Annotated in this window: 19 protein-coding genes; 16 read left to right on the top strand and 3 right to left on the bottom strand. The window is 68.5% G+C overall.

Annotated elements, in window-relative coordinates; translation table 11 throughout:
• Together FNH05_RS13645 and FNH05_RS13650 are read right to left on the bottom strand one after the other, a co-directional pair.
• Positions 1-572 (bottom strand): FAD-binding protein (locus FNH05_RS13645; protein WP_246127713.1); only part of this gene is annotated, 572 nt, incomplete at its 3' end.
• 5 nt (positions 573-577) lie between these two features.
• The gene (locus FNH05_RS13650) at positions 578-2992 is read right to left on the bottom strand and encodes an ATP-binding protein (RefSeq protein WP_144588079.1); all 2415 of its coding nucleotides are present in this window, start codon (positions 2990-2992) and stop codon (positions 578-580) included.
• A gap of 187 nt (positions 2993-3179) precedes the next feature.
• Here FNH05_RS13650 and FNH05_RS13655 point away from each other — a divergent pair, with 187 nt between their 5' ends.
• The 3 genes from FNH05_RS13655 (at position 3180) to FNH05_RS38035 (ending at position 4210) form a co-directional block, all read left to right on the top strand.
• Positions 3180-3545: a DUF6355 family natural product biosynthesis protein gene (locus FNH05_RS13655; RefSeq protein WP_144588081.1), complete on the top strand. Its 366-nt coding sequence runs from the start codon at positions 3180-3182 to the stop codon at positions 3543-3545.
• Positions 3546-3653: 108 nt separating this feature from the next.
• Complete coding sequence (locus tag FNH05_RS38030; RefSeq protein WP_186382525.1) at positions 3654-3833, top strand: hypothetical protein; 180 nt, start codon at positions 3654-3656, stop codon at positions 3831-3833.
• A 62-nt stretch (positions 3834-3895) separates the two neighbouring features.
• Positions 3896-4210 carry an SAF domain-containing protein gene (locus FNH05_RS38035; protein WP_186382526.1) on the top strand — a complete coding sequence of 105 codons (315 nt, stop codon included), beginning with the start codon at positions 3896-3898 and terminating at the stop codon, positions 4208-4210.
• 11 nt (positions 4211-4221) lie between these two features.
• On the opposite strand, the gene FNH05_RS13665 is transcribed toward FNH05_RS38035, so the two are convergent.
• Positions 4222-4854 carry a prepilin peptidase gene (locus FNH05_RS13665; RefSeq protein WP_144588085.1) on the bottom strand — a complete coding sequence of 211 codons (633 nt, stop codon included), beginning with the start codon at positions 4852-4854 and terminating at the stop codon, positions 4222-4224.
• Positions 4855-5073: 219 nt separating this feature from the next.
• Between FNH05_RS13665 and FNH05_RS13670 the strand changes: the two genes are divergently transcribed.
• The 13 genes from FNH05_RS13670 to FNH05_RS13730 all read left to right on the top strand — a co-directional run.
• Positions 5074-5601, top strand: coding sequence for a hypothetical protein (locus tag FNH05_RS13670; RefSeq protein WP_246127715.1), 528 nt, complete (start codon positions 5074-5076; stop codon positions 5599-5601).
• Positions 5602-6032: 431 nt separating this feature from the next.
• Entirely contained in the window at positions 6033-6572 is a 540-nt protein-coding gene (locus tag FNH05_RS39245) for a hypothetical protein (RefSeq protein WP_246127716.1), read from the top strand.
• A 108-nt stretch (positions 6573-6680) separates the two neighbouring features.
• A complete protein-coding gene (locus tag FNH05_RS13680; protein ID WP_144588086.1) occupies positions 6681-7406 on the top strand; it encodes an SAF domain-containing protein in 726 nt (241 codons plus the stop codon).
• Complete coding sequence (locus tag FNH05_RS13685; protein WP_246127717.1) at positions 7382-8251, top strand: CpaE/TadZ family protein; 870 nt, start codon at positions 7382-7384, stop codon at positions 8249-8251. The genes FNH05_RS13680 and FNH05_RS13685 overlap by 25 nt, the downstream gene beginning before the upstream one ends.
• On the top strand, positions 8248-9639 hold the full coding sequence (locus tag FNH05_RS13690; RefSeq protein ID WP_144588088.1) for a TadA family conjugal transfer-associated ATPase: 1392 nt from the start codon (positions 8248-8250) through the stop codon (positions 9637-9639). The genes FNH05_RS13685 and FNH05_RS13690 overlap by 4 nt, the downstream gene beginning before the upstream one ends.
• Positions 9636-10538, top strand: coding sequence for a type II secretion system F family protein (locus FNH05_RS13695; protein WP_144588090.1), 903 nt, complete (start codon positions 9636-9638; stop codon positions 10536-10538). The genes FNH05_RS13690 and FNH05_RS13695 overlap by 4 nt, the downstream gene beginning before the upstream one ends.
• The gene (locus tag FNH05_RS13700) at positions 10538-11434 is read left to right on the top strand and encodes a type II secretion system F family protein (protein WP_425458445.1); all 897 of its coding nucleotides are present in this window, start codon (positions 10538-10540) and stop codon (positions 11432-11434) included. The genes FNH05_RS13695 and FNH05_RS13700 overlap by 1 nt, the downstream gene beginning before the upstream one ends.
• Before the next feature lie 25 nt (positions 11435-11459).
• Positions 11460-11678, top strand: coding sequence for a hypothetical protein (locus FNH05_RS13705; protein ID WP_144588092.1), 219 nt, complete (start codon positions 11460-11462; stop codon positions 11676-11678).
• A 210-nt stretch (positions 11679-11888) separates the two neighbouring features.
• Entirely contained in the window at positions 11889-12275 is a 387-nt protein-coding gene (locus FNH05_RS13710; RefSeq protein ID WP_246127718.1) for a TadE/TadG family type IV pilus assembly protein, read from the top strand.
• 54 nt (positions 12276-12329) lie between these two features.
• Entirely contained in the window at positions 12330-12743 is a 414-nt protein-coding gene (locus FNH05_RS13715) for a TadE/TadG family type IV pilus assembly protein (RefSeq protein WP_246127719.1), read from the top strand.
• A gap of 29 nt (positions 12744-12772) precedes the next feature.
• Positions 12773-13192 carry a hypothetical protein gene (locus tag FNH05_RS13720; RefSeq protein ID WP_144588107.1) on the top strand — a complete coding sequence of 140 codons (420 nt, stop codon included), beginning with the start codon at positions 12773-12775 and terminating at the stop codon, positions 13190-13192.
• A 47-nt stretch (positions 13193-13239) separates the two neighbouring features.
• Positions 13240-13626, top strand: a complete 387-nt coding sequence (locus FNH05_RS13725) for a hypothetical protein (protein WP_246127720.1) — start codon at positions 13240-13242, stop codon at positions 13624-13626.
• Positions 13627-13721: 95 nt separating this feature from the next.
• On the top strand, positions 13722-16290 hold a 2569-nt coding region (locus FNH05_RS13730; RefSeq protein WP_246127721.1), incomplete at its 3' end, for an AfsR/SARP family transcriptional regulator.

A 16290-nucleotide genomic window follows, 5' to 3' on the forward strand; every position in this document is an offset into this window, starting at 1 on the left:
ATGCCGTGACGTCCGAGTCCGGCGAGCGCGGCGTGGAAGAGGTCGGGGTCGTGGTGGGGTGAGCAGGTGTGTTGGGTGCCGTCGCCGGTGATGACGTCGAGTTCGAGCACGGTGTCGGTTTGGGCGCCGTGGCGGTGGCTGGTGCCGCCGATGCCGCCGGCGGAGAGGGTGCCGCCGATGGACAGGCCGAGGTAGTCGGTTAGCACGGGTGGGGTGAGCTGGTGTCGCAGTGTGGCGGTCAGGAGGTCGGCCCAAGTGGCGCCCGCGTCCACGGTGACCCGGTCCGGGGTGATGTGGTGGATGCGGGCGAGGTGGCTCATCGCGATGACGATGCCGTCTGGGCATTGGGCTTGGCCGTAGCTGGTGTGACCTTCACCGCGGGGCACCACCGGGATTCCGTGTTCACCGGCGAAACGCAGGGTCGCCGCGATGTCCGCCGGTGATCGCGGGCGCAGGACCGCGCGTGGCCGGTGCGAGACGATGTGCCCCCAGTCATCCGCGACGGCCGCGAGGTCTGCGGGGTGGGTGGTCAGGGCACCGTCGAGGCCCAGGGCGGTGAGGTCGCTGTCCATGATTCTCATTCTGGTGCGCGAACAGGCGCGTCGTCAGGGGCTTTCGGGGCCGATGTGTCGTCGAGGTAGTCGAGCCGCGCGCGGACATCCAGGCCCGCGGGGTCGCCTCGTTCCTCGAAGATCTCCAGCGCTTCCTGCAGGTGATTCCGCGCCGGCGCGTGGTCGCCCTGGCGCAGGAGCGCCTTCGACAGGGCCCAGAGGGTGTCCGCTTCGCCTTTACGGTCGCCTGCCGCGCGGTGCACCGGCAAGGCTTGCTTGAAGCAGGCGATCGCTTCGGTCAACTCCGCTGCGGCGGCGTGACACTCGCCGAGTTGGTACAGGGCGAGTCCCTCACCATGGGCATCGGACGTGGCACGGAAAATGGCGAGCGCTTGCCGGGAACAGTCCAGGGCCTCGTCAAGGTGTCCTTGTTCCCGCCAGGCGTCGGCGAGATAGATCAAGGTGACCGCCTGGCCGTAGCAATCGCCGGTCTGCCTCCGGATCGTCAGGGCATCTTCGAAGTGTGACCGTGCCTCGTCGTACAGCCGCAGGTTGTTGCGTACCAGGCCGAGGCCGGTCAGAGCCCACGCCTCATCGGATTGGTTCCCGCTGGCTTGCGAGACAGACAGGGCGTGGTGGAAGCGGTCGAGTGCCTCGTCGTACTGCTGGAGACCGAGGCTGACCAGCCCGAGTCCTTGGAGCATTTCGGCTTCACCGTGAGCGTCTCCGGCCCGGTGTGCCGCGGTGAGGCCCAAGCGGTAGGTGGTTTCCCACAGGCTCCAAGGTTTGCGGAGGTGGAAGAAGGTGAACAAGGCGCTGGGCAGCTGCCAGGCGAGGTCGTCACAACCATGCTTGACCGCGAACCTGACCGTGGCGATCACATTCAGCAGTTCCGCTTCACACCAGCTCAGGGCACTGTCGTAGTCATGGAACGGGCGGGTCTGCACCTCCGCCTCTTCCGACCCTGAAGTCTGTTCGTGGGGCGCAAGCAGCCGGTTCGCAGCCTGCGCCGTGTTGAGATACCACGTGGCCTCGCGCACCGTCGCGGCTTCGCGGACGGTCACTGGTTCTTCGACTTCGACTTGTTCGGCCGCATACAGTCGTAGCAGGTCGTGCATAGCGAAGCGGTCATGCCGCGTCTCCTCGACGAGGTGGCCAGTGGCGAGCGCACGGAGCTGCGAGCGGGCGTCGTCCAGGCAAAGCCCGGCGAGGCCTGCGGCCGCTGCCGCGCTGATATCCCGGCCTGGGTGCAGTCCGAGGAGGCGGAACATGCGGGCGGCTTCGGAAGTGAGCGCGCGATAGGACCAGGAGTAGACGGCCCGCAGCGCAGTCTGCTCGTCGTCCACGGCGGAAAGAGCACTCAGCCGGGCGTGCTCCTCGTCCAACTCGCACGCGAGCTCGGCAAGCGTGAGCCGGGGATGCGCGGCAATCCGCTCGGCGGCCAGCGCCACCGCGAGCGGTAAATGTCCGCAGCGGTCCACGACCGTCTCCGCGACCCGCCGGTCCGCCTCGACACGACGTTCACCCGTGATCTTTTGCAGGAGAGCGAGTGATTCGGCTGGGGCGAAAGGGCTCAGCTGGAGCTGGTGGGCGCCTTGACGCACGGCGAGCCCGGCAAGATGAGTCCGCGTGGTCACCAGCACGACACAGGTCGGGGTGCCGGGCAGCAGGGGGCGAACCTGGGCCGAGGACGCGGCGTCGTCGAGGAAGATCAGGATCCGGCGACCGTCGGTCAGGCTGCGGAACAGCGCTGCCCGTTCCTCCAACGTCGCGGGGACCTCGCTGGCGGCAAGCCCGAGAGCCACGAGGAACCCTTCCAAGATTTCCTCGGGCGATGCCGCGGTGACTTGCGCGCGTGCGTGACCCCGGAGGTCGGCGAACAGTTGACCGTCGGTGAACACGTGGCGATGGTCGTGAGCCCAGCGCAGTGCCAGCACCGACTTTCCGACACCCGGTGGCCCGTGGACGACAGCGACGGCCAGCTGCGCGGCGCTGGGAGCGAGCAGGGTGTCGAGCTGGTGCAACTCGCCGGCGCGACCGACGAAGTTGCCCGGCGCGGCGGGGAGTTGGGCCGGACGCACCGCCGGACGTCGTTCCGCACGCCGCCGCACCGGCATCAGCGCCTGCAGTCGCCCATTCGCGTCGAGGACCTGGTCGCACGCTGCGGCGAGCTCGACACTCGGCGCCTTGATGCCGTGCTCGACGTTGTTGAGATGCCCCCTGCTGTAGTGGGTGAGCTCAGCGAGCCTGGCCACTGACAATCCACGCTCCAGGCGCAGCTGGTGAAGCGCTTCCCCAAAACTGGCCGACGCTATCTGTTCCTCTGTTTTCCGTATTCCAGTCATGTGAATACAGAAACCCCCTCCCCAAAGGACGCGTGCCCCCCTGACACTGGAACTTGCCAGAGCCAACCGGCCAAGCAAGTCCCTGATCAACAGCATAAGCGCAGCTAGAGAGCGGTGTACCGCATTCCGGTGCTTCTCCCCGCTGTTCAGTCATTCGAGTGACTCAGGTGTCACCGAAGGAGTCGGCGATCACGGGTCAGGGGCTTGCGAAAGCGACTGACGCCGTGAATATCGGAATTTGAACGAGATTCATCTTGGAACCCCTTTTTCGCTGGAGGACGTTATGGATCAGCACATGAGACACGTGCGGGCTCGCACCCTGGGGACTGGCCTGGCGGCCGTCTTCCTGACCGCGACCGCCGCCCTGACCGGGGCCGGATCTGCGGCGGCCGATACCCGTCCGGCCCCCGAACCCGGAACCGCCAGGCTCGCGGAGGTGTGCGGGTTCTACCCGGTAGGCATGTATCGGCATTGCGACAACGGCAGTGGGTCGACCGTGATGCTTGACGTGAGAGACATCTTCTGGGGCATCCACCACGTGTGCGTCGGCCCCGGCGTGACCAATTTGCAGCCCGGTATCCGGTGGCGGGTCATCGGCGCCTGGTGGAATGGCGGCGTCGGATGCGCGCCTGGCCTCTACGACACGTGATCACTGCCGGATTCCGAACCAGCTCCGCTCGCGGAGCTTCCCGTGTGGTGGGGCGGATGCCCTCTCCGCCCCACCACACCACCACTCGATCCGGAAAGGACAGCGCCAGTGAGCTGCAACTACATGCTCGAATGCGAACACATCCAGGCCCTCGGGCCAGGGACCGATCCTCTCTTGGAAGAACTGCCCAACTTCGTCTGGTGCGATCGGTGCCGCACCTGGCGGTCCGTGATCGAGGTCGTCGGCCTCGAAGAGGACCTCGATCACGAGCACGAGCGTGCGTCATGACGCAAGAGCCCGCCCCCTGGGTAACAGTGTGGAAATGGGCGCGACGCCTGGGAATCCTGGCCATGGCCGCGATCACGGGCGGCAGCGCCGGTATGGCATTGGCCCTCTACAACGGACGCCAGCCGGTGCTCGTGCTGACTCGGGACTTGCATCGAGCCGACATCATCACGGGATCCAGCCTCGCGGCCGTCGATGTCGTCCCCACCCGCTACGTGCGTGCGATCAGCCCCAGCCGCATCGAGCAGGTCCTCGGTGCGTCCCTCCGCGACGACCAGGTTCGCGGCACCATCCTGACGTTCGAGAACCTGAACCTTCCCTCTCGGTGTGGTGGAGAAGTCCAGAACATCGACCTTTCCTCCGGAGGCGAGTCAGCATGAACCACCGGTTTTCAGCATGCGTCGAACACCACCGCGATGAAGAGCCCGGCAAGCAGACACGGGCCATAAGGGATCGAGTCCACAGTTCGTTTCCGCAAGCGCGATACGCAACTTGCGAGCACGCCCGCGAGAGCGGACCACACCAGGGTCCCGATGACAGATGCCCAGCCGTGCCAGCCTGCCGCCAGTCCCACGACACCGGCAAGCTTCACGTCACCGGCACCCATGCCAGCGGGAACCAGCAGAGCGAGAGCAAGATGGAATCCCGCCAAGACCACCATGCCCAGGATGGCTCGCCCGAAATCTCCCGGGTCGTGGCGGAGTGTGGCCATCACGGCGAACAGGCCCGCAAGTACGGGATACAGCGGAAGGACAACCCGACTGGGAAGCCGCCGCTCGGCGAGATCGGCGACGGTAAGCGGTACTGCCAACATGGCGAGCACGCCGTAGGGCAGCAACTCCCATTGGAGTCCGAACCGCCAGCCGAGTGCCACCATCACGACGGCAGTCAGGCCGAGCGAGAAAGGAATCCCGGACCACCAGGCGGAGACGGGCTTCGCGACAACGCGGTGCGCCAGGTCATGGCCGACGAAGCCCAGCAACCCTCCACAGACGCCGCAGGCGGCGAGCCACCCGCCCGTCACCTCGAACTCCCCATGGCCACATCCTGCGAGCGGATCGGTCCGCCAGCGCCGGTAATCACCCGATGGTGGGCACTTGCGACCGGTGCCCGGCTATGGACACCGGCGAACCCAGTCGTGTTCCAGACTGGCGAGTGCGGGAGCGAAATCGGGCCTTTGAGGACCGGGAGCGTTGACGCGATCTGGGGGTATGGAATGCGGGATCACCGATCTTCGATCCAGTTGGCGGGCGTCGCGGTCAGTGCGGTCCTGCTGGCCTCCTGCAGTTCGAGCGAGACAAGAACACCGCCGCTGACCGTCTCGGCACCGCCTGCCTCCGCCACCACGCCTTCGGCTCGCGATCTGGCCGGGAGCGCGGCACTCGCCGCATACCGAGGGATGTGGCAGGACTTCACCGCCGCAGGCCACACGTCAGACTGGCGCTCTCCCACGCTCGCGGCACACGCGACCGGCACCGCGTTAACCAACCTCACGCGCGGTCTGTATGCCGATCACTACAACCGTCTGGTCACACAGGGGGAACCGGTCCTGAACCCCACCGTGTCGTCCGCGGAGCCTTCCGACGTTCCGATGGAGATCACGGTGACCGACTGCGGCGACTCGACCCACTGGCTGAAGTACCGCGTCGACAACGGTCAGCTCGCGGACACTCCCGGCGGACGCCGTTTGATCAACGCCATTGTGCAGAAGCAAGCCGACGGCTCATGGAAGGTCACTGACTTTGGCGTCCACGCTGTGGGGACGTGCTGACCATGCGCCGCATCACCACTGTGCTGGGAATCGCAGCGGCCAGCGCGTTCACGACGGCAGCACCGGCCATGGCCGACGGCTGGGCGACCACAACCTGTAGCCAGGTACCTTCTCCAGCCTGCGATCTGTCAGCAGCCAGCGGCGGCGACCGCGGCGGACCCCCTCTCAACCCCGGCCGTGCGGAACACGAAGATCGGGGAAACCCGAGCAGAGGCCCCACCTCCGACACGTCCACCAGCCCCTCGAACCTGGCCCACTGCTCCTATGCCCCGAGTGACTACCAACCACCCGCTGAGGGTGCGACGACCATTGGTTTTACCCTCAGGCGCGCGGCCGACGCACCGCCCACCGCGCGGGTTGCTCTGGCGATCGATGGTCCACCGCTGAGACAACCGGGTTCGTGGTACATGTGGACGTGTGCTGGGCCGGGCTTGACCGACGGGCTGTTTCGCCCTCCGGTATGGATAGCGGATGGTCAGCCTGCTCAGCCGCCCACACCGGTCGAGCTGGCGGCGAGAGCCCGCGCGCAACTGCGGCTGCCAAACCCAGCGCTCGCGGCCAACCCAGCTGGTGAGCAGTTGGTGAACCTCCCGACCTGGCTGTGGTTGTCCAGCGGGTGGGGATCCGTGTCGGCTACCGCCTCCGTGCCCGGGGTGTCGGTCACGGCGACCGCGACACCGGTTTCGGTGACCTGGTCGATGGGGGACGGCAACACGGTCACGTGCCAGGGGGCGGGCACAGCGTTTCGGCCCGGTACGGAACCGAAGGCTCCCTCGCCGGACTGTGGCCATACCTATCGCACCTCCTCGGCGGGCCAAACAGGGCAAGCATTCCCGGTCACGGCGACCGTGCACTGGACGGTCACGTGGTCCGGCGCGGGCCAGAGCGGCACCTTCCCGGACATGACCACCACCGGCAATTCGACCTTCCGTGTCGCCGAGGCACGAGCGCTGAACATCGGTGGCGGCTGAGCCGCGGCCGAACCTTTTCTCACCACAACGAGAAACCCTGTCTCTCTCCACTCGCTGAAACGGTCTCGGCGGCGTGGCGTACTCCCCCTGCGCCTGGAGGTACCCAGCGTGAGCAGCAACGTCAGGACCCAACCGGACACCGGCCAGCCCCGAAACTGGGTGGCCGACGGCAAGAAACCTTTCACGCGGTTGCGCAGCACGAACCGGCGACGCAGAATTCCGCACCTGCTGCTGGGCACCCTGCTCGTGCTGGCCTGCACCGGCGGATTCGGGGTGGTGACGCTCAACTCCGGTAACCGAATGCCCGTTCTGGCGCTGGCCCGCCCGGTGTCGATGGGACAGGTGCTGACCGCGCAGGACCTGCGGCAGGTCAACGTCGCCGTCGAACCTGGCGTGCCCGTTGTGGACGCCGGTCAGGCGTCCGGCGTGGTGGGCAAGACGATGTCGACCAACCTGCCCGCCGGAACCGTACTCAGCCCCGGCATGCTCACCGAGGGCTGGGCGCCGCCAGCGGGACAGGCGATCGCCGCGTTGTCGTTGAAGGCGGGCCAGTTCCCGCCGGAGATCTCACCGGGCGCGCACGTGTTGGCGTTGTTCGTGCCTGGTCAGGCGGGCAGTGCCCAAGTCACATCGCCGAGCCCGGATGGCTCGACAGCGTGGCCGGCGGTGGTCGTCGGCGTGACCTCGCCGCCGAACGAGCAAAGCATGGTGGTGTCGGTGCAACTGCCGGAGGTGGTCGCCCGCCAGGTCGCTTCCGTGCCAGCGGGCCAACTGTCGCTGGTGATGCTGTCGACCGGGGGAGGCCGCAGATGCTGGTGGCTCTGCTGTCGGTGAAGGGCTCGCCGGGGGTGACTACGTTCTCGGTCGCGCTGGCCGCCCGTTGGCCTGCCCCTGCACGCCCGCTGCTGGTCGAGGCGGACCCCTCTGGCGGGGACATCGGGGTGCGGTTCTCGCTGGCCGCCACGCCTGGACTGGTGAGCCTGGCTGCGGCTGCCCGCCACAGCAAGGACCCGGCGCTGTTGTGGCAGCACTCCCAAACCCTGCCTGGTGGTCTGCCAGTGGTACCCCTTCCCCCGGACGCCGATCGGGCGCGGACAGCGCTCTCCGAACTCACCGCCGACCCGTCCGCCGGTGTGGAGATGCTCCGGGCCGCCGCGAACGCTCCGGGCGTGGTGGTGATCGTCGACTGCGGACGGATCGACACGGCTTCTCCGGCAATACCGATCGTGCGCTTGGCCGACGCGATGGTCCTGCTGACCCGAGCCCACGCCGACGACTTCGCGCATGTGGCGCACCGACTGCCGACGCTGGGCCGGTGGACGCCGAATCCAGTGATGCTGCTGGTCGGTGACGGCTACTCAGCGGCCGAAGTGGCGCGCGAACTCGGCGTCTCACCGCTGGGACGGGTTCCTCACGACCCCCGTGGCGCGGCAGCTCTGTGCGGACGCCCTGCCATACGCCGCTGGGGACGTAACGCCACCGCGCGGTCCGTGTTGGGCGAGGTCGCGCACAAGGTCGCCAACGTTCTCGCTGCCCGGCAGACATCGGTCTACCGCGCGTCGTCGGACAGCGAGGCGCTGCCGAACACTCGTGCTGTGGCCTCCGCCAGCGGTCTGCGGCTGGTGGCACTCCACCAGGACGGACCCGAGAGGACGTCACAGGGAGGACGCGGATCATGAGCGATCTGACCGACGTTGAGGCGTCTACCCGGCAGGCCACACCCGACGGTGAGGAGTCCGCCGAGGCGAGTACCCGGCTGCGCCAGCACCTGCGCGACAAGCTGGCCAGCGAGCTGCCGCGGCGGGTGGATGCCCAGCAGCGGCGTACCGGCACGGCTGTCACTCGGGAGGCCCGCCGCGAGCTGGCGCGCGCGATTGTCGACGAGGCGGTGCGGGCGCACAGCGAAAACGAGCTGATGGCCAACCGTCCTCTGGTGGGCCGGGACGTCGAGCAATGGGCGATCACCGAGGTGCTCAACGAGTTGTTCGGCATGGCCGGGCTACAACCCCTGCTGGATGACGGATGCGTGGAGACAATCAACGTCAACCGTTACGACCGGGTGTTCGTCCAGTACAACGACGGCCGCCGCACCCAGGTCGCTCCGATCGCCTCGTCCGACGAGGAGCTCACTGACCTGGTCAGGTTGCTTGCCGCTCGCGTCTCCAGCCAGGAACGCCGGTTCGACTACGGCTCCCCGGCGGTGAATCTCCAGCTGCCGGGTGGGGAGCGGTTGTTCGCGGTGATGGGCTTGACCGCGGACGGGGTCACATCGCTGTCGATCCGCCGCCACGGCTACCTCACCGCTACCCTGCCGCAGTTGCGCCGCCGGGGCACGATCGATCCCGGTCTGGAACGGTTCCTGCGCGCGTTGGTGAAGGCCCGCAAGAACATCCTGATCACTGGCGGCACGAACGCCGGGAAGACCACCCTGCTGCGCGCGATGGCGTCCGAAATGGACCCTATGGAGCGCATCGTCACCATCGAGGACGCCTTCGAACTCGGTCTGGAGCGCGACCCGGCCATCCACGCCGATGTGACCGCGCTGCAGGCCCGCGAACCCAATGTGGAGGGCGAGGGCGCGATCTCCCAGGCCGAGCTTGTCCGGTGGGCTTTGCGGATGAGTCCGGACCGGGTCATCGTCGGCGAGATCCGCGGGCCCGAGGTCATCCCGATGTGCAACGCGATGTCGCAGGGCAACGACGGCAGCATGGCGACCCTGCACGCCTCGAGTTCGCAGATCGCCTTCGCCCGCCTGGCTTCCTACGCCGCGCAAGGCGTCGAGCAGCTGCCGCTGGAGGCCACCAACCTGCTGGTCGCCTCGGCGGTGCACTTCGTCGTCCACCTGGCCCGAAGCCTCGACCGGCAGACCCGCGTGGTGTCCTCCATCCGCGAGGTCGTGGGCGCCGACGGCCCCCAGGTGATCTCGAACGAGGTCTACCGGCCCGGCACCGATCGCCGGGCCCGGCCGGTGCCGGGCGCGCTGCGCACCGACACCCTCGACGACCTCGTCGCGGTCGGTTTCGACCCCGGTCTGCTGAACGAGCCGGAAGGCTGGTGGCCGCTATGACAACGACCGTCACCGTCAGCGCCACCACTGCCCTGGCCGCCGCGCTCGGCGCCGGAGTCGGGACCGGTGTGCTGCTGGTCATCACGGGCTTGCGCGGATCAGACCCCGTGCGGCCTCGTCGCGCCTGGCCGCGCCGCCCCAAAGTGACCAAACAACGGCGGGTGGCGCACATCGGTGCGGCTGTCGCGGTCGGGACGCTGGCCGGGGTGGCTACCGGCTGGGTCGTCGGTGCGCTGCTGGCGGGGCTTGGTGTCTGGGCGCTGCCGCGCATCGTGGGCCGCGACCCGGAGCACACCCGCCGAGTCGCCCGGATCGAGGCGATCGCAACCTGGACCGAAATGCTGCGCGACACGCTCTCCGCCGCCGCTGGACTGGAGCAGTCGATCCTCGCCACCGTCCCCCTGGCCCCGGCACCGATCCGTCGCGAGGTCGCTGAGCTCGCGGCACGGATCGAGAACGGCGAACGGCTCGTGCCCGCGCTGCGGGACCTGGCGGACCGGCTCGCCGATCCCACCGGCGACCTGGTGATCGCCGCCCTGGTGCTGGCCGCCGACCAGCAGGCCCGGCAACTCGGCGACCTGCTCGGCTCGTTGGCGCAAGCCGCACGAGAACAGGCGTCGATGCGCCTGCGGATCGAAGCCGGGCGTGCTCGTACCCGCACCTCGGTGCGAGTGATCGTGGGCACGACGCTGTGCTTCGCCGTGGTGGTGGTGCTGTTCAACCGCGCCTATCTGTCCGCGTACGACTCGGCCGCCGGGCAGCTCGTCCTGTTGGGCATCGGTGTCTTGTTCGCTTCCGGGTTCGCCTGGCTCGGCCGGATCGCCACTGTCCGTCAGCCTGACCGCTTCCTGTCCCTGGGCGGGGAAGCGTCCGCGTTCGGTACGGAAAGGCAGGTGTGATGCTCGTGGTCTTTGTGCTCCTCATGGGCGCCGGGGCCGGTGTTGGGCTGTGGGCGCTGGCCGTGTGGTTGTTCCCGCCGCGTCCTGCCCTGGGCACCGTGCTGGCTCGCATCACAACCGCTTCCCCACCACCCATCGTCGCGACCGAGGAGGTGGGGTGGGCTGCCAAACTCGGCCGCCCGTTCGTCGCCCCATCGCAGGCGTTGGGCCTTCCTGGAGCGCGCGTGAGGCGCGACCTCGGGGTCATCGGGCGCGCGACCACGCTCCACCTCGGGCAGAAGGCGCTCCTCGCGCTCGGTGGGCTACTCGCACCCGTGCTGCTGCAACTCCTGCTCGCGCTCACCGGGCTGTGGCTGGGAGTGGATTTCCCCATCATTGCCGGGCTCGTGCTGGCCGTCGCTGGCTTCCTGCTGCCCGACCTGCAAGTTCGCTCCGCGGCGGCGAAGCGGCGTACCGCGTTCCACCACGCCCTCTCCGCCTACCTCGACCTCGCGTGGACCACTCTGGCCGGGGGTGCCGGGATCGACAGCGCGTTGAACAACTCGGCCGCCATCGGACGCGGGTGGTCCTTCGAACAGATCCGCCGGGCCCTCGGCACTGCGCGCTTGACCCGCACCAGCCCGTGGACCACCCTCCGTCGGCTCGGAGAGGAACTCGACATCACCGAGCTCGTGGAACTGGCGGCTTCGATCAGCCTCGCCGGTACCGAAGGCGCCAAGGTCCGCGCCAGCCTCGCCGCGAAGGCCGCTGCCTTGCGCACCCACCAGCTCACCAGCGCGGAAGCCGAGGCCCAAGCCGCGACGGAGCGGATGTCCCTACCGGTGACGGCGCTGTTTCTGGGGTTCCTGCTCTTCATTGCCTGCCCTGCACTTCACCAGGTCCTTTCCGGGCTATGACGGCGGAGGAAGGAGGAGAAACGCGATGCACCAACAAGTGCTGGCAGCGTTGAAAGAACAGTGCAGCGCCGTGGCCTCGGTGCTCAAAGCGCGGTGGGAGGTGCTGCGCCGGGAACCCGAGGCCGGCTACTCGACCGAAGCGGTCCTGGTGACGGCACTACTTGTCGTCATGGCGCTCGCCGTGATCGCGATCATCGTCGCGAAGGTCACGCACAAGGCCAACGGCATCAACCTGGGCCTGTAGCGGCAGGCCACGTCGGAGAAAGGAGCGAGCGGCATGCCGACCGAACCGCTACGCCGCCTGAAATCCGCTGTTCGGCGAGTTCGCGCCGAGGCCAGTAGTCGTGGTCACCGCTGCTCGTCGAACTCTGTGATCCGGTGCCAAAGTAAGCGGGCATCGTTCGAGGGCAAGGTGTGCGTCTCCGCCAGAAACACCGACAACTTCCGTCGGCTCGTGTTGGGTGGCGACCGTGGCGCGGTCAGCGCCGAACTGGTGATCGCGACCCCGGTGCTGCTGATGATGGTGCTGGCCATCGTGCAGTTCGCCTTGTGGTCACACGTCACCCACGTTGCCCAGGCCGCGGCGTCCGAAGGACTCTCCGCCGCACGAGCCCAGGGCGGCAGTGCGGTGGCCGGCGAATCCAGGGCGCACGCCCTGCTCGACGAACTCGCCCATGGTCCGCTGACCGGCGCCAGCGTCAGCGCCGCCCGCACCGCCACGACCGCCTCGGTGCGGATCAGCGGGACTGCCGCGTCAGTGATCCCGTTCCTGCGCCTTCCCGTGCATGCGGAGGCCGCCGGGCCGGTGGAACGGTTCGTTCCCTTGACCGGCGGCGGGTGATCGGACATGAGCCCTGGAGGCTGGATGGCCTGGTGGCGGAAAGACTCCGGTTCCGTGGCAGCCGAACTGACGCTCGTGACGCCGTTTCTGGTCATGCTGCTGGTGTTCATCGCCGTGGTCATCCACCGGGGCGTCGACGCGCGGCTACGGCTGAATGACGCCGCGCACCAGGCCGCGCGGGCGGCCAGCATCGAAAACACCCCCGCCGCAGCCGCGGCGGCAGCCCGATCCACCGCGGCGGGCGGGCTGGCCTCGGCCGGGGTGACCTGCCAATCGCTCGACGTGGAGACCAGCACCAGTGCGCTGCGGCCTGGCGGCACCGTCACGGTCGCGATCGCGTGCGTGGTCGACTTCGGCGACGCCCTCATCCTCGGCGTGGCAGGTCAGCGGCGTTTGTCGGCCACGGCGATCGAACCGGTCGATATCTGGCGATCGGCCGCGTCCGACACCCGCGGAGGTGGCTCGTGAAACACCGGCAACACCACGCCGGCCTGCGTCTGTGGTGGTGGCGTGCTGACGAGGGCCACGTCACCGCGTTCGTCGTCGTGCTGACCACCGGGATCCTCGCCCTGGCCGGGCTGACCCTGGACGGTGGGCTGGCCCTGGCAGCCAAGATCAGGGCCACCGGTCAAGCCGAGGCCGCTGCCCGTGCCGGCGCTCAGGCCATCGACCTGGCCGCCTACCGCAGCACCGGCACCCTGCATCTGGTGCCCGCCCAAGCCGTCACCGACGCGCAAACCTACCTCGCCACCTTCAATGCTTCCGGCACAGTGACCGTTTCCGGCGACACCGTAACCGTCCTCATCACCGCCTCCCAGACAACGCAACTGCTGAGCATGGTCGGGATTTCGAGCCTGACAGTGCACGGCAAGGGAAGCGCCCATCCGCAGCGAGGAGTAGTGACCGAAGCCCCATAAACCGTCGCGTGCAGCCAAGCAGCACGTCCTTACGAGAGGAGACCCGAATGGCGACAACGACTGACGAGATCCAACGCCGCGTCGAGGAGGCCGACACCGCCCGCAGCGCCAAGAGATCCGAGGCGGCGCGGCAGGTCGGTGAACTTGCCCAGCGCCGGGCTGCGGTCGCCGCGCAGCTCGAGGACATCGAACGGCAACTCGGCGATGTGCTCGCCGGCGCCCAAGAAGTCATCGACATCGACGAACTGGCGAGGTTCACCGATGTACCCGCCGCTGATCTCACGCGGTGGCTCACCGCCCGGACGACGAGTCGTCCCAAGCGCAAGCGGTCTCCAGGCCGGGCACCTGGCGAGCTGAGGACAGAGAAGCCCAACCCTGCGTCCGCGGTGTCCGAGCCTCGCCCTCGCGCTTCCACGGTAAGCAACGGAACATAACCCTGTACTGACAAGGAACCGAGCTTGTCGTGACCACGCCATCGAGTCTCTCCCGCCGTAATCGGGCACCGGGTACGGGTTGCCGCGCGTGGCCAGTGCTGGTCGGTACGCTCCGGTGCGTCGGCTGGGTCCTGCGCGGTCTGTTCGTGTCGGTGGTGCTGCTCGCGCTCGTGGCGGGCTTGCCGTGGGCGTTGTGGCACTACATCGGCTGGCCCCTGCCGAACCACGTCCCGGCCTGGGTCGAGGTGCAAGTCGTGCTGTTGAGTCCGATGAGCACCGTGTTCCTGCTCGACGTTCTGGCTTGCCTGTGCTGGATCCTGTGGACCGTCTTCACCGTTGAAGTGCTGCGCTGCACAGTGGACTTCGTCCGCAGCGGCTTCGACCTCGCCCGTCTGCGGGACGTCTCGGCCGCCGGTCCGCTGCATAGGCTGGCGGGTGTCCTGGTCGGCGCGGTCCTGCTGTCGCTGCTGGGCAACCGCACGCCATCCGCGCCGGCCGCGCGGCTTGCCACCGCGCCGGGCACCAGCGTGCAGATCGTGGCCGCCGCCCCGGCCTGGCAGCTTCCAGCGGCCGAGAGGGGCGTGACCGTCCGCGGTGCTGTCTTCGTCACCCAAGAAGGCGGCGGCGCGACCACGGCCAGCGCGCCTTCGCACCCGGAGTCCGTGGTCGTGCTCGCACCGCAGAACGGGGTGCACGACTCGTTGTCACGGATCGCCCAGCGCACTCTCGGCGACGCTGCCCGTTGGCCGGAGATCTTCGACCTCAACAGGGGCAAGCCCCAGCCCTACGGCCACGTCTTCACCAATCCCAACCTGATCTACCCCGGCGAGGAACTGGCACTGCCCGCCGACGCGATGCCGCCAGCAGCACCGAAACATCCATCCTCGCCCGCACCGGCCATCCACCCTGCCGAGACCGCTGTGAAACCGCGGCCTTCGACGGCACCGGAACCGAGCTTCAGCTGGGGGGCCGAGCTGTTCGTCGGTCTCGGGCTGGCCGCGGCGGTCAGCGCGGCGCTGCTGATCGCGCGCCGCCGCTACCGCGCCCGGTACCAACCCGGCAGTGGTGACCGCGACGACCTGCCCGTGGCGCCAGTGGTCTACCAGCTGCGACTGGCGCATCTACGGGCCGAACAGGGCGACGAGATCGACCTCGAGAAGGGCCCCGGCGAAGATGAAGGCGAATCCCGGCACGTCCCACCACCGCTGGTGCTCGGCGCCATCCCTGGCCAGCCACCGGCCCTCGCGCCAGGACTGGGAATCCGAGACGGCCGCGAGGTAGCGATAGACCTCGCGGCCGCCCGCGGCATCGGGCTAGTCGGCCCCGGGACCGCCGCGGCGGCTCGTGCCCTGCTGGTGGCTGTGCTCACCGCCTCTGAGGATCAAGGAGCAGTGAGGGTTGTTGTCCCGGCCGATGATCTGGCCGCACTGCTGGGACGCGACGCCGCTCACACCCACCTTCCCGCAGCCGTGCGCGTCGTCGCCGACGTGGCCGCCGCGCTGGACATGCTGGAGGCCGAAACCCTGGTACGCGCCGCGGCCGGCCGTCAGCACAGCGCCGAGCCGCTGGTGTTGGTGGCGCGACCTCCGCGGCAGCACGAGCGGCTGCAAGCGGTCCTGGACAACGGCGCCCCGTTCGGTGTCCTCGGCTTGCTGTTGGGCCAGTGGCAACCGGGTATCACCTGCTTCGTTCGGGAGGACGACACGATCTCGGCCACCAGCCCGGGTGCGGGCGAGGCACTGCGCGGAACCCGGGTGTTCCGCCTCGGCGACGACGACACCGCCGAGTTGCTTGACCTGTTGCACCAAGCTGACCCCGACCCGACAGCCGACCACGACGAGACCGAGCTGGAAATCCTCGGCCCCACACCGGCGCCCACCAGTCGGCCGCACACAGCCGCTGTCGAACGTCCGCCGACCGAGGGCGGCGAGACCGAGGTGGCTTGCATGCTGATCACGATCACCGTGCTCGGTGGTCTGCGCGTGCACTGGAACCCCGAACCCAGCGCCGCTTCCGGAAGCCAGGAGCGTGAGATCACCGGAGTGTTTCAGCCCAGGACCAGGGAACTACTGGTGCTGCTGGCGCTGCACCCCGACGGCACTACCCGCGACACCCTTGTTTCCGCGCTGTGGGGCGACAATCCGCCAGCTCGCCCAACCAATGCCTTGCACACCGCCCTGTCCCGGATACGCCACGCGCTGGCCGCCGCGACCGGGGGCGCGGTGACCGAGATCGTCTCGGCCGACAATGGTCGCTACCGCCTCGATCCCGGCCAGGTCGGGGTCGACTACTGGCGTTTCGCCGAGGCCGTCGCCGCGCGTCGCGCCGCCACCACCGAAAACGCCCGCATCGAGGCCTACCGGCGGATCATCGACCGCTACGGCGGAGCGCTGGCCGAGGGCATGGCATGCGAGTGGATCGAGCCCGCACGCGAAGCGATCCGCCGTGACGCCATCGACGCCGTCGCCGCCCTCGCACGCGCCCTGGTCGACCATGATCCACAGCAAACACTCGACCTGCTGGAAGCCGCCCGGGCGTTCGACCCGCACAACGAACTGCTCTACCGCGACATCATGCGACTCCAGGAACAACTCGGGCAGCTCGATGCCATCCCACGAACACTGACCCTGCTCACCAAAAGAATGGCCGAGATCGACGAAACAC

The sequence above is a fragment of the Amycolatopsis rhizosphaerae genome (genome assembly GCF_007713715.1).
Taxonomy (GTDB): Bacteria; Actinomycetota; Actinomycetes; order Mycobacteriales; family Pseudonocardiaceae; genus Amycolatopsis_E; species Amycolatopsis_E rhizosphaerae.

What these genes read in the sequence shown, in the direction of transcription:
- FNH05_RS13685 (WP_246127717.1), top strand. Translation starts at nt 7,382, where the DNA reads ATGCTGGTGGCTCTGCTGTCGGTGAAGGGCTCGCCGGGGGTGACTACG.
- FNH05_RS38035 (WP_186382526.1), top strand. Translation starts at nt 3,896, where the DNA reads ATGGCCGCGATCACGGGCGGCAGCGCCGGTATGGCATTGGCCCTCTAC.
- FNH05_RS13705 (WP_144588092.1), top strand. Translation starts at nt 11,460, where the DNA reads ATGCACCAACAAGTGCTGGCAGCGTTGAAAGAACAGTGCAGCGCCGTG.
- FNH05_RS13695 (WP_144588090.1), top strand. Translation starts at nt 9,636, where the DNA reads ATGACAACGACCGTCACCGTCAGCGCCACCACTGCCCTGGCCGCCGCG.
- FNH05_RS13690 (WP_144588088.1), top strand. Translation starts at nt 8,248, where the DNA reads ATGAGCGATCTGACCGACGTTGAGGCGTCTACCCGGCAGGCCACACCC.
- FNH05_RS13655 (WP_144588081.1), top strand. Translation starts at nt 3,180, where the DNA reads ATGGATCAGCACATGAGACACGTGCGGGCTCGCACCCTGGGGACTGGC.
- FNH05_RS13700 (WP_425458445.1), top strand. Translation starts at nt 10,538, where the DNA reads ATGCTCGTGGTCTTTGTGCTCCTCATGGGCGCCGGGGCCGGTGTTGGG.
- FNH05_RS13725 (WP_246127720.1), top strand. Translation starts at nt 13,240, where the DNA reads ATGGCGACAACGACTGACGAGATCCAACGCCGCGTCGAGGAGGCCGAC.
- FNH05_RS13650 (WP_144588079.1), bottom strand. Translation starts at nt 2,992, where the DNA reads ATGCTGTTGATCAGGGACTTGCTTGGCCGGTTGGCTCTGGCAAGTTCC.